We start from the raw sequence: 11,522 nt of genomic DNA on the forward strand, positions 1-11,522 counted from the left end.
TGTGTATAGGCCGCCTGCGCCTTGCCACCGCATGGAAGCCGCCTGCATTCTTCGCCAGCGATGCCGCGATTAGTGTGTGGTCGTCGTAGCTAGAAACAGTCATTCAAGTGCATTACATTGTGGATTCGAGACAGGAGACAACCATGGCGACAAACGCACTCGTGCAGACACGTATCGATTCCAACATCAGGGACCGCGCGGCGTCCGTGCTTGAAGGCATGGGGCTGACGGTTTCCGACGTAGTACGCATCCTGCTGACGCGCACCGCCAATGAAGGTGCACTGCCGCTGGAACTGATCAGCAACAGCGAGGCTCATGATGCATGGTTTCGCGCCAAAGTGATGCAGGCACTCGAAGATACCCGGACCGATGTCACCGCTGAAGATGTAGAGACGCATTTTGCATCCCGACGCGCTGCCGCGCTACGCAAGGCAGGAACTACCCAGTCATGAGGCTGAAATGGTCAGCGTTTGCGCTTGCTGATCGCGACGACATCTTCACCCATATCGAAGCCGAAAGCCCGCGCGCGGCGGCTGCCGTTGACGAGCATATCGCGCAGGCGGTGCTCCGCCTGGTCGAGTTTCCCGAGAGTGGACGCCCTGGACGAGTGCCCGGCACGCGGGAGCTGGTCATCTCCCGAACGCCATATATTGCAGCCTACGTTCTAACCCATGATGCTATCCGTATCCTGCGTGTTCTCCATGGTGCGCAGATGTGGCCCGAGGACTTTTCGTCCGACTAGCTTCCGTGATGCAATCGCCTGCACGGTGACGCTGATCCCGACTGAAGCTGGCACCCGATACGCCGTTGCCAGCAGCGTTCTGCTGAACCGGCGCCATAGTCTCGGCTTCGGTTGAATGCCCCGGTCATGCTGACGAGTGACGTCGAGCGCTGACATTACTATCCTGCCAAGACGTCTCGAGTTCTGATGTCGGCGTTGGTGCTTGTGAGCACGACCCTGCCTACTGGGTCTGGGCAGATTCGCAGGCTGCCGTCGTCCGGACGGACAGTTGATCACACAAGTCGCCGTCTCATGGCGATGAGGCGGTGGTGGAACGCCCGTCTTCATTCCTGTTTCCGAAAGCACGTCCATCTGCGTCCTCGATGTGACTGGTCTGACCGAACGCCGATCCCGCAGCGCGGGCTCTCGATCTTGTCCCGGCAACGGCCTGCGCGACTTTCTTCCCCTGCCGGCTGCGCCGCCATTCCTCGCGATCCAAGAAAGTCGCTCCCGGCCGCCTTCCACTTCGTTCCAGCCCTAAGGACCACCCCATTTGCGCACGCGCAACGGGGACCCCGGTGGGTGCGGGTCGATCGCCTCCGTTCCACCGACCGTCATCGAGGTCGCGATGGGCGCGGCCCGACCAACAAAGGAATGAGACAAATGGCTACCATCGGCACCTTCACCTCCACCGGCAACGGCTTCACCGGCACGATCAAAACCCTCAACCTCAACGTCAAGGCCAAGCTGGTCCGCGTCGAGAACCCCTCGGACAAGGGCCCGCACTTCCGCATCTTCGCGGCGGCGAATGTCGAATTGGGCGCCGCCTGGCAGAAGGTCTCCGCAGAAGGCCGTGACTACCTCTCGGTCAAGCTGGACGACCCGAGCTTCCCCGCTCCGATCTACGCCACCCTGATCGAAGTTGACGGCGAGCAAGGCCTGCAGCTGATCTGGTCCCGATCAAACCGGGACTGAGGATCTCGCGCGAGGGCTCCGCCGCAAGGCGGGGCCTTCAGCCTTCTTCGGCAGGTGCACTTGAACGTCAGGCACGCATAGACTAAGTTGCATGGACTAAGTCATGGAGCCAGCAATGCGCACCGTCAATATCCACGAGGCCAAGACGCATCTGTCACGCCTTATCGACAAGGCGGCCAAGGGCGAATCTTTCATCATCGCCAAATCCGGCAAGCCGATGGTGAAGGTCGTCGCGATAGACGCTCCTGCGGCCGGCGAAACGCGTCGCGTCGGGTTTATGGCCGGGCAGTTTTCCGTTCCGGACGATTTTGATCGCATGGCCGGTGAGGAAATCGAGAAGCTGTTTGGCGGCGACGCATGAAACTTCTGCTCGATACCCATCTTCTGCTCTGGGCGGCGGGCGAGCCCGACAAGCTCCCGCCTGCCGCCCTCGCTGACATCGAGAGTGCCGACAACGACCTGACGTTCAGCGCTGCAAGTCTCTGGGAGATTGCGATCAAACGGGGTCTGGGCCGCGCTGATTTCACGGTCGATGCGCGTCTTTTGCGCAGGGCCCTGATCGACAACGGCTATTATGAGCTGCCAATCACAAGCGAGCATGCCATAGCCGTGGAGGGGCTTCCCCCCATCCACAAGGACCCCTTCGATCGGATCCTGATTGCTCAGTCGATCGTCGAGGGCATTACATTGCTGACCGTCGACGATCTGGTTGCACAATATCCCGCGCCTATCCGTCGCCTTTGATAACCTCCGGCCGGAGAGCGGGGGCTTCTTCCTGCCGCACCCGCGCCGTTCATCGCCCGCCCAAGTCCTTTATTGTGAAAACGCGCCGAACAGAGACCCCAAGCACTGGACGCCCAAATATCTGATCCACTGCTCTTTCCAGGATTTTCGACGGGCCACTTCCGGACCCCATGCCATTACCCGGTCGGCCTGACCAGTGACGTCGAGCGCTCACATTGCCACCCTGCCACGACGTCTCGGTTCTGGTGTCGGCGTTGGTGCTTGTGAGCACGACCCTGCCTACTGGGTCTGGGCAGATTCGCAGGCTGCCGTCGTCCGGACGGACAGTTGATCACACAAGTCGCCGTCTCATGGCGATGAGGCGGTGGTGGAACGCCCGTCTTCATTCCTGTTTCCGAAAGCACGTCCATCTGCGTCCTCGATGTGACTGGTCTGACCGAACGCCGATCCCGCAGCGCGGGCTCTCGATCTTGTCCCGGCAACGGCCTGCGCGACTTCTTCCCCTGCCGGCTGCGCCGCCATTCCTCGCGATCCAAGAAAGTCGCTCCCGGCCGCCTTCCACTTCGTTCCAGCCCTAAGGACCACCCCATTTGCGCACGCGCAACGGGGACCCCGGTGGGTGCGGGTCGATCGCCTCCGTTCCACCGACCGTCATCGAGGTCGCGATGGGCGCGGCCCGACCAACAAAGGAATGAGACAAATGGCTACCATCGGCACCTTCACCTCCACCGGCAACGGCTTCACCGGCACGATCAAAACCCTCAACCTCAACGTCAAGGCCAAGCTGGTCCGCGTCGAGAACCCCTCGGACAAGGGCCCGCACTTCCGCATCTTCGCGGCGGCGAATGTCGAATTGGGCGCCGCCTGGCAGAAGGTCTCCGCAGAAGGCCGTGACTACCTCTCGGTCAAGCTGGACGACCCGAGCTTCCCCGCTCCGATCTACGCCACCCTGATCGAAGTTGACGGCGAGCAAGGCCTGCAGCTGATCTGGTCCCGATCAAACCGGGACTGAGGATCTCGCGCGAGGGCTCCGCCGCAAGGCGGGGCCTTCAGCCTTCCACTGGCGAACTGGTCAACCGAAAGGACACCTACATGACGAGCACCATCGCGCATCAGCAAAAGCCCTTGGTTCCGTCGACATCGCCGTCTGGCCGGGCGGTGCGTGGACCGAACTGGTCGACGTCTGGAACGGCGATGCGGCTTCGTGTCCGATACCTCGAGCCGCTTGAGTATCTGCCGTCGCTGCTCTATATGATGCGTGATGATTGATGCGAACCAAGGAGGGCGATATGAGAACGACACTGGCGATCGATGACGACGTCCTGGTCGCGGCCAAGGCCATGGCCCGGCAGCAAGATCGCAGCGTGGGCGAGATCATCACCGATCTCGCCCGGCGCTCGCTGCGCCGCCCGCAGGCCGGCGGCGAGCGCAACGGGATTCCTCTGCTGTCGCCTCGGCCGGATGCCCCTCCTGTCACGCTTGAGACGGTCAACGCCTTACGTGACGAGCTGCCGTGACCTTCCTGCTCGATGTCAATGTGCTGATCGCGCTGATCGATCCTGGCCATGTCGCCCATGACGATGCACATGGCTGGTTCGAAGTGACCGGCTACGCCGCATGGGCTACCTGTCCCATCACCGAAAACGGCGTCCTGCGCATCGTCGGCAACCAAAAATATCCTAATTCTCCCGGCTCGCCTGCAGTCGTTGCGCAAATCGTTACCAAGTTGCGAGCCCTGCATGGGCACAGCTTCTGGCCCGACGATGTGAGCCTGGTTGGCTCCGGCGACATCGATGCTGCGAAAATCCTGACCTCGGCACAGGTCACCGACACTTATCTTCTTGCGCTCGCCAAGGCGCATGGTGGCCAACTTGCGAGCTTTGACCGCAAGCTGTCGGCGGCGGCCCTGAAGAGCGGGAAGTCTTCACTGCACCTGATCACCACAAGCTAGACCGCCGGGCTCTTTCTGTCAGGGTATCCCGGCAAGATCAGCCGTTGAGCGCGTCCTTGATGGCTTTTGCCGGCGTGAAGGACAGCTTCGTCGAGGCGGAGATCTTGATGGTCGCGCCCGTCGACGGGTTGCGGCCCTCGCGTTCAGGTGTGTCCTTCACCTTGAATTTGCCGAAACCGGGCAGGCTCGTCTCGGCACCGCTCGCGGCCGCATCGGCGATCGCCTTGAACACGCTGTCGACGATGCTCCTGGCCTGCATCTTCGTCAGACCGTTGTCGGCTGCAATCTTGTCAGCGATCTCATTTGCGGTCGTCATGGAACGTGCTCCTCGCGTTGTTGCTGGTCACTGTTTGGCACACAACAACACGGGGTTGGTAGTCCGCGCGTGCGCAACGCTTGAAAATTCCCGGAATACTGCGCGATCGGCCTGATTTCCTACGGAGCCATATATCCGCGCTTACGTTTGCGGCGCTCGAGCCGGGAGAACGCTTCGTCGGAATCCGCGCGCTCATCGAAGGTTTCCATCATCACCTGGCCGTTTGTGCCGATCCGGCCCCAGTTGCGGACCAGCGACGCGCCGCCGAACAATGTCGGCTGAATGGACAGCACATAGAACCGAGACATGTTGCGAGCCGGATCGATGCGGCGAAGATGAAGCGGTTCTGTCACAGGTTTCGGCATAGTTGGAATCTTCGCTTCCTTTGGAAGCAACGTCCAACGACTTCGACGAATCGATCACGCCTGACCGATTCATGCGGCTGATGCGCCCGGCTCAATACACCAGCTGCGCCGTGATTGTTCGCCTGAAATGTCGTGCTACGCCGATCGTGTCCAATGAGTGTTCCCAATCGGTTGCCGGCGCTTCGCAGTATTGATGGAACGCATCCGCTTGCGGTACTGTCAGCGATCGACGGCTCGCGTGTTCCCCAGCCCGAAGGGCCGCCGCCCAACTTGGTGGGCGGCGAAGCGGAGGGGCTGAACGCGCTATCCAAAACGCGCCGTAGAGAAGCCCCGGAGCTTTCACAGGGAGAGAAGTCCTTGCCCGATCGGGCAGGTCATTTCTTGTTCGGCCCGAACCTGTTTGTGCCAACTCGTTCAAGCATGTCGTTGCGCCGACAGTAGATCGCGCGGCCGCAGCGCAGCGGCGGGTTGCCGGCGGTGAAGACGATCTGCTCATCGGTGCGTATTTGTATAACTTCATGAGGGGATGATCAGCGGCCGTCGAGCGATCTTCTTCCTAACGCACTGATTTACCAACATAAGATCGTGTTCCATAATGTATATTATGCAACATCGGATTGTAGCGGCAATTTAGTAATGCGACATTTGAGCAAATTAGAGATGCGACATTTGTCGTGGCTCTGATCCCCTTCAGCCGCTAACATCAGGGAAAATCGCAACACAGAGACAACTTCAATCTACGCCTAAGGACCAACAGGCCGGGCGTCATTGGAGACGTTTGCCCTACAGAACTTTCGACAAGCTGCGCTCGGTTCACAGGTCGGAGATCGTCGAGAACAAACGCCTGGACGAAGCGCTTACGATGGTGGCCGAGATGCAGGCTGAGCAAGGGGTACCCTGCATCATCAGAAGCAATGCGCCAGAAATTCTCATGGACTGGCTGCGGAGCAAAAAGGCATCCGACGGGGCGGAGCCGGGACTGCCGCTTCCGGCTGCAGCCGCGACTTTGAGCGTTTCGGTCGCGGAGATGGTGGAGATGGTGCGCGACGGAAGAGCGCGAGTGGCGGGATTGAAGGATGGGCCGGGTTAAATTCGATTGCCTTGCAACCAGACCGAGTTCCCTGCCAACATTGATTCTCCGCGATGCGATGGCCAGCACTTGACCTTCGCTATTTTTGCTTTACCTAATGGGTTAAGGATTTTCTGGTGGATATTGAGTATGCAACCACGAAGCTGGAGAAACTCTGCATCAGCAGCAAGGCCTTGGTGAAGGAGTTCGGAACCGTTGTCGCTGGGGCATTTCAGAATCGCCATGCATTCCTCGCCGCAGCGCCGGCGCTGGCCGACGTCCCTACCGACAAGCCGTTCAGGCGGCACCTTCTGGAAGGTGACCGCAAAGGCCAGTGGTCCGTGGCCGTGAAGAACGGAATCTGCATCTGTCTGGTGCCGGATCACGACCCGGTACCAGAGCTGGAAAGCGGAGGCATCGACCTCAAGAAGGTCACCAAGGTAAAGATCGTTTACGTAGGGGATTACCACTGATGGCAACTGTAACGACCAAGAAACCGGACTACATCGTTTCCCCAGGCGCAATCCTGGACGAAATCCTGGAGGAACGCGGGATCGCCAAGCAAGCGTTCGCCGAACGATGCGGGCGGACGCCTAAGTTCATCAGCGAGATCATTTCAGGAAAAGCTCCGCTCACTGAGGAGACGGCGCTCCATTTCGGCAGAGTCCTCGACATGGAACCGCTGGTCTGGGTCAATCTCGAGAGCAATTACCGATTGAAGCTGGCGGAGCGCCAGGAGGAAGAAGAGTTCGTTCGGCAGTCGGCCTGGGCGAAGAAATTTCCGGTGAAGGACATGGTCCGATACCGGATGTTCGACACCCCAAGAAGCCCAGCGGAAACAGTTCGATGCATCCTGGATTTCTTCGGGGCGGCTTCGGTCGAGGCATGCAACGACATGCTCGCCAGCCGACGGGCTTCGGTTGCCTATCGGCGGTCGCAGTCTTTCCGCGGCCACCCCGAAGCTGTCATGGCATGGCTTCATTGGGGGGCGCGCATCGCCGCGGACATTCAATGCTCCGACTACGACCCCATGAGGTTCAAGGCTTGCCTGAAGCAAGCCCGCTCGTTGACATTGTCCGGACCCGAAGAGATTCAGACCCGTCTCGGCAAGCTATGCGCCGACGCGGGTGTCGCTCTCGTGTTCTCTCCGGAGTTGCCGGGCACGAGGCTGAGCGGCGCTGCCAGGTGGGCAGGAGACACGCCTATCATCCAGCTGAGCCTTCGGCACAAGTCTGACGATCACCTCTGGTTTACGTTCTTCCACGAGGCGGGACACATCCTGTTGCACGGCAAGAAAGGCCTGTTCATCGACGACGACAAAGGTGACATTGACGATCCTAAGGAAGCTGAAGCAAATGAATTTGCGGCGTCGAGTCTGATCCCCAAGCCAATGTGGAAATCGTTCGTTGCCAACCGATGCTTCGACGAGGCTTCCATCCGAGCATTTTCCGTGGAATGCGGCGTCGCGCCCGGCATTGCAGTCGGCCGCCTTCAATACGAGCGCGTGCTTCCCTACAACACGGCGCTGAACAGGTTGAAGCAGCGGTTCGAATGGAGCGCCTAAGCAGACCGGAAGCCGATGTCTCTATGGCTTTATCAGGTCCCGTCAGGGGCCAACGCTGAAGGGCCATCAGCAATCTAAGTCAGTGTTCGGGAGCGCCTGCGCGCTATCCCCCGGGGGTACTTACCGCCTGATGGTCACGTCAGCGACGGGAACAGACCCTGTCGGCCGTCCCCGTTCTCGCCAGCAAATGCCTGAACCCTTGCCAGAGACTCGATGCCGGATGGCGGATCGGTGTTCTCAACTACGATGAACTGTCCGATGTCCGCCAGCGACGACAGGTGTTCGTAGAACCGCCGGCCGAGCGGCGTTGCGACGATCTGCTTCTCATACGAATCCAGTTCGCCGTACTTTTCGTAGAGCAACGGCCCGCGGTAGGTCAGCAACGGAGAATCCAAGAACACGAACCCCGGGTGCGGAAGGGATTTCTGGCGGCAGTAGATCAGCACGGCGACCTTGAGCGCGGAGTGGTAGATGGCCCTCACGCCTTTGCCGTTCTGCCGTCTCTGGTGACCGTTGACCTGGATGTCGTCTAAATCGCTATTCCAGACCACGCCGTCGACACGCGGGTACTCCCACTTCCGGAGCACATCGGCAACCACCATTGACAGCTCGTGCCCGATGGTGGGGGCTATTCCCATGGTGATCCCTTCGGCGCGGCCGCTCGAGGTCTTCAGTTTCTTCACTTCGTCCAGCTGGCGCTGCAGCGCGTCACGGGCGGCGACGGCTTCGTTCCTGAGGCGCGCTTGATTGAACTTGGACTGTAGATCCAGGTAGCCGCGCCGCAAGGATGCCTCATGCGGCACCGCCGCTTTTATCTGGGCGTCGACATCGTCCAGCGTATCCTTCAGTCGGCGTTCCCGCCCGCGCAGCCGCTCGAGTTGCGCCGTCAGGTAGACAATCAATTCCCGAAGGTCCTTGATGTCGCGTTCGATCTTCGCGATCTCCACGACCGAGGCCTGATGCTGCCGCTCCAGTTCACCCTGTTCGTGAGGCCGATGCTGGTTGCCGGGTTCGGCTCCGCAGACCGGACACGGCTGGTCGTCGAAGCGAAGCAGGAAATAGCCTCCTTCCTCGATCGCCTTGAGCCGCCTGATGTCGGACATGAACGTTTTCTCCAGGTCGCCGTATCGCATCAGGGACGTGTCGATTTCGCTCGCTTCGTCGCGCACGTCGTCGATATCGATCATCAGGTTCCTGCGGTCCACGCGCAGCCTGTCAAGCTTTGTCTGCGCTTCCGCGAAGGTGTCGCCCAGCGACGAAAGGACTTCGTGCTCGACGTCGTCCGAGCCTTCGTCGTCGACGACATCGATCGGCGAACTCTCGGGAAATCTGGCGATGCGGGCCTCGGCCTCCGTGATCATGGTTTCCAGGAGTTCGGACTTGGCTGCCTTGGAGGTCCTCGCCTCGTTTGAATTCTGCACCCTGACGATCGAGGTATCGTCCATACCCGTCATGATGAACCGGAACAGGTTCTTGTCGGCCCCGGGCACCGACCGCGAGTGCTGCCTCAACGGACTTTCGTCCCCGAGCATGCTCGTTTCGTCGACAAGCAGATATGGCATGAAGTTCCGGATACTGAACGTGTCCTTCTTCCCCGCCTGGGTGACTGCGATCTTCGCGTTGTGAATTCCAAGATACCCGAGAAGCTTCTCGGAAAGCGACGTCGACCCCTTGCGGGCCTTGCCATGCTTTGTACCCAGTGCCTCGGACGGCATCGACGCCGCGGAAACTTCGTCCGATGCTCCTTCGACCCATTCGATGTCGCCGCCGCGCGTGGAGCGCCGCAGCGTAACGGGCCGCCCCTCTGGCTCGAGCACGAACGAAAGGAAGACGAGTTCGTATCCCTCTGACTGCTCGATGCCCGGAAATGGGTCCCCGCTCCCCAGCATGTAGTTGACGGCTTTCAGGATGAACGACTTTCCGGCGTTGGAGCTGCCATAAAACAGCGACACGGCGCGTCCGAAATCGACGGCCGCTGCCTCTTTGTCCTTTCCTGTGAAGCTGAGGCGCGTGAGGCGCATGGCGGGGGCGGAAGTCATTGAGCTGCTCCCGGTGTTTCACGCTGCTGGAATTCGACCACCCAACGTTCGATCTTCTGCCTCAGCCCAGCTAGAAAGCCGGAGTCCTCGTAGTGACGGGAGCGCAGCCAGCGCGCGCGTTCGACCAATTCCCGGTTGTACGGAGAGCTGAGCAGGTCGACGAAGCCGGGCGCGTCGTCGCCCGCGCGAAAACAAACCCCGCGCTTCGGGTCGGCGACGACTTCGATCAACCGAACACGGATCAGCATCTTGACGCCGTCGTCGATCCGGCGGCGTCGGACGTGATACTCCGTGAAACTCGACTTGTAGGTCGGATGCATGTCGTCCGGTCCCCCCGCCTGCGAAGAATGGACGACGAAGTAATCGAGCAGCCCGAGTTGTTCTCGATCAAGCTCCATCGGGCTGAACTCGTTCAGAACGACAACCGAACGCATCCCCGTTTCGAGGACACCGTTAAAAAGGTCTTGGGAACGCGAAGCGCTCATTTCTTTTTCCACCACGGCATCGATCGCTCGTTGGCAAACACGTGGCAGGTACCCTGCCTCACGCGTGTCGTCACGCGGCTGTGCCTGTCGAAGAGTCCCCGATTCTAGCGCTGCCGGCCGCATCCATCACAGCCCTAACTCGAGGCAGCCCCCCGCCCGAGTGGTACGCTTCATGAACTGCCGAACGGAGATTGTCCTGGTACTCGCCCACCACTTCGTGGCCGACCTTGCCGATGAAGAACCTTTCAAATTCCACGGCGTCGAAATAGCGTCGACGGTGCATCTGGAAGTCCTCGCCGTGCTCCTCGTGGGCGAGGATCGCCGCCGCATCCGCATAGACGCATCCGTCGTGCTCGGAATAGACCATCCTGAGCTGCTCGCCGTAATGCTCGGACCGCAGATCGACCATGTCAGGAACCATGCCAAGCGGGGCGTCGCCGGGATCGTCGCCGAAAGCCCTTGCCGCCGCGTAGACCACGTTCGGCAGCGTCATGATCTTGCCGCTCCCCCAGGCCTCCACGCCGTTGAAGTCAAAAGAGTCGACGAGCGTCCGGATGCCGTCGCCGAGCGCTATCTTCGTGCCTTTGACGATCTTCCTGGAACACTGTTCATCCCACCCCTCGATAAGGGCCACTTTCATCCGGCTTTTCTGGTCGAAGAGCACTCGCGCGGGTCCCGACAGGTTTCCTGGCACCACGAACACATATTTGGACGGTAGGATGAACGCCCCCTCGGAGGCGTGATAAAACATCTTGCCGAGCTCGAGCAGGACATAATCCGGGCCAAGCGGCCGACGGTACTGCTTGCACTGGAAATTGTGCCACTCGCCCTCGTGCCGGCGGTTGGTCAGAAAACCCGCGACGTCGCGTCCCTTGTCGCCGGAGCCTGCGTAGATTTCATGGTCCAGATAGATCTGCGTCTCGAGCGAGACCAGATGATGCACGAAAATCTCGAGTGTCGTGTCGGAGGCCGCCGAAAGGCGACGAAGGAATGCTTCGTCGAGCGGCATGTCAGCATTCCCCCCCTTTTCCCTTTCGCGGATTCCAACAGGGTCGCATCAGGGCGGTTTCGTCGCAAGGCTTCGGATGGAGACGCCACATGATGATTCCATGCAGCACACCTGTTTCGATCTTCCTAGCGAGAACGGCAAGCGCTGCTAAGAAATCTTCCGATCCACTACTACAAAAAACTTACCTAACTTATGCGTCAAAAATCATCTTTTGTTGAACTTATGAGTTAAATCTCACGCAACTTATGGATCGAAAACGATATCGGAGTCGCTGGGATTTAAGC

Annotated in this window: 17 protein-coding genes and 1 pseudogene; 12 read left to right on the forward strand and 6 right to left on the reverse strand. The window is 60.0% G+C overall.

Annotated features, from left to right (window positions below; genetic code table 11):
* The first annotated feature begins 143 nt into the window (after positions 1-143).
* The 9 genes from AC0V8S_RS37485 to AC0V8S_RS37525 all read left to right on the forward strand — a co-directional run bounded on the left by AC0V8S_RS37485 (position 144) and on the right by AC0V8S_RS37525 (position 4,391).
* Positions 144-452, forward strand: a complete 309-nt coding sequence (locus tag AC0V8S_RS37485; RefSeq protein ID WP_183455093.1) for a type II toxin-antitoxin system RelB/DinJ family antitoxin — start codon at positions 144-146, stop codon at positions 450-452.
* Positions 449-742, forward strand: a complete 294-nt coding sequence (locus AC0V8S_RS37490) for a type II toxin-antitoxin system RelE/ParE family toxin (RefSeq protein ID WP_183455094.1) — start codon at positions 449-451, stop codon at positions 740-742. Before AC0V8S_RS37485 ends, AC0V8S_RS37490 begins: the two co-directional genes overlap by 4 nt.
* Positions 743-1,384: 642 nt before the next feature.
* Complete coding sequence (locus AC0V8S_RS37495) at positions 1,385-1,696, forward strand: DUF736 domain-containing protein (protein ID WP_183455095.1); 312 nt, start codon at positions 1,385-1,387, stop codon at positions 1,694-1,696.
* Positions 1,697-1,811: 115 nt separating this feature from the next.
* The gene (locus tag AC0V8S_RS37500; RefSeq protein WP_183455096.1) at positions 1,812-2,057 is read left to right on the forward strand and encodes a type II toxin-antitoxin system Phd/YefM family antitoxin; all 246 of its coding nucleotides are present in this window, start codon (positions 1,812-1,814) and stop codon (positions 2,055-2,057) included.
* Entirely contained in the window at positions 2,054-2,440 is a 387-nt protein-coding gene (locus AC0V8S_RS37505; RefSeq protein ID WP_475438794.1) for a type II toxin-antitoxin system VapC family toxin, read from the forward strand. The genes AC0V8S_RS37500 and AC0V8S_RS37505 overlap by 4 nt, the downstream gene beginning before the upstream one ends.
* A gap of 700 nt (positions 2,441-3,140) precedes the next feature.
* A complete protein-coding gene (locus tag AC0V8S_RS37510; RefSeq protein ID WP_183455095.1) occupies positions 3,141-3,452 on the forward strand; it encodes a DUF736 domain-containing protein in 312 nt (103 codons plus the stop codon).
* Between the two features lie 80 nt (positions 3,453-3,532).
* A complete protein-coding gene (locus tag AC0V8S_RS37515) occupies positions 3,533-3,709 on the forward strand; it encodes a hypothetical protein (RefSeq protein ID WP_183465713.1) in 177 nt (58 codons plus the stop codon).
* 20 nt (positions 3,710-3,729) lie between these two features.
* Positions 3,730-3,957 (forward strand): ribbon-helix-helix domain-containing protein, encoded by a 228-nt coding sequence (locus tag AC0V8S_RS37520; RefSeq protein ID WP_183455098.1) that lies wholly within the window; start codon positions 3,730-3,732, stop codon positions 3,955-3,957.
* Positions 3,954-4,391: a TA system VapC family ribonuclease toxin gene (locus tag AC0V8S_RS37525; RefSeq protein ID WP_183455099.1), complete on the forward strand. Its 438-nt coding sequence runs from the start codon at positions 3,954-3,956 to the stop codon at positions 4,389-4,391. Before AC0V8S_RS37520 ends, AC0V8S_RS37525 begins: the two co-directional genes overlap by 4 nt.
* Positions 4,392-4,428: 37 nt before the next feature.
* Here the strand turns inward: AC0V8S_RS37525 and AC0V8S_RS37530 are convergent, their stop codons facing one another.
* The 3 genes and pseudogenes from AC0V8S_RS37530 to AC0V8S_RS37540 form a co-directional block, all read right to left on the reverse strand.
* Positions 4,429-4,707: an HU family DNA-binding protein gene (locus AC0V8S_RS37530; RefSeq protein ID WP_475438795.1), complete on the reverse strand. Its 279-nt coding sequence runs from the start codon at positions 4,705-4,707 to the stop codon at positions 4,429-4,431.
* Between the two features lie 119 nt (positions 4,708-4,826).
* On the reverse strand, positions 4,827-5,072 hold the full coding sequence (locus AC0V8S_RS37535; protein WP_183465712.1) for a WGR domain-containing protein: 246 nt from the start codon (positions 5,070-5,072) through the stop codon (positions 4,827-4,829).
* Between the two features lie 374 nt (positions 5,073-5,446).
* Positions 5,447-5,627: pseudogene (locus AC0V8S_RS37540) on the reverse strand (type IV secretory system conjugative DNA transfer family protein); the annotation flags it as partial.
* 223 nt (positions 5,628-5,850) lie between these two features.
* Here AC0V8S_RS37540 and AC0V8S_RS37545 point away from each other — a divergent pair.
* The 3 genes from AC0V8S_RS37545 (at position 5,851) to AC0V8S_RS37555 (ending at position 7,705) form a co-directional block, all read left to right on the forward strand.
* Positions 5,851-6,162 carry a hypothetical protein gene (locus AC0V8S_RS37545; protein ID WP_475439190.1) on the forward strand — a complete coding sequence of 104 codons (312 nt, stop codon included), beginning with the start codon at positions 5,851-5,853 and terminating at the stop codon, positions 6,160-6,162.
* Positions 6,163-6,278: 116 nt separating this feature from the next.
* Positions 6,279-6,614, forward strand: a complete 336-nt coding sequence (locus AC0V8S_RS37550) for a system killer suppression protein (protein ID WP_258598948.1) — start codon at positions 6,279-6,281, stop codon at positions 6,612-6,614.
* Positions 6,614-7,705, forward strand: a complete 1,092-nt coding sequence (locus AC0V8S_RS37555; RefSeq protein WP_258598949.1) for an ImmA/IrrE family metallo-endopeptidase — start codon at positions 6,614-6,616, stop codon at positions 7,703-7,705. Before AC0V8S_RS37550 ends, AC0V8S_RS37555 begins: the two co-directional genes overlap by 1 nt.
* Before the next feature lie 134 nt (positions 7,706-7,839).
* On the opposite strand, the gene AC0V8S_RS37560 is transcribed toward AC0V8S_RS37555, so the two are convergent.
* The 3 genes from AC0V8S_RS37560 to AC0V8S_RS37570 form a co-directional block, all read right to left on the reverse strand.
* Positions 7,840-9,744 (reverse strand): hypothetical protein, encoded by a 1,905-nt coding sequence (locus AC0V8S_RS37560; RefSeq protein WP_475438796.1) that lies wholly within the window; start codon positions 9,742-9,744, stop codon positions 7,840-7,842.
* The gene (locus AC0V8S_RS37565) at positions 9,741-10,229 is read right to left on the reverse strand and encodes an ABC-three component system middle component 2 (RefSeq protein ID WP_475438797.1); all 489 of its coding nucleotides are present in this window, start codon (positions 10,227-10,229) and stop codon (positions 9,741-9,743) included. The genes AC0V8S_RS37560 and AC0V8S_RS37565 overlap by 4 nt, the downstream gene beginning before the upstream one ends.
* 70 nt (positions 10,230-10,299) lie before the next feature.
* The gene (locus AC0V8S_RS37570; RefSeq protein ID WP_475438798.1) at positions 10,300-11,238 is read right to left on the reverse strand and encodes an ABC-three component system protein; all 939 of its coding nucleotides are present in this window, start codon (positions 11,236-11,238) and stop codon (positions 10,300-10,302) included.
* Positions 11,239-11,522 lie beyond the last annotated feature (284 nt).

Source organism: Mesorhizobium oxytropidicola, assembly GCF_056174625.1.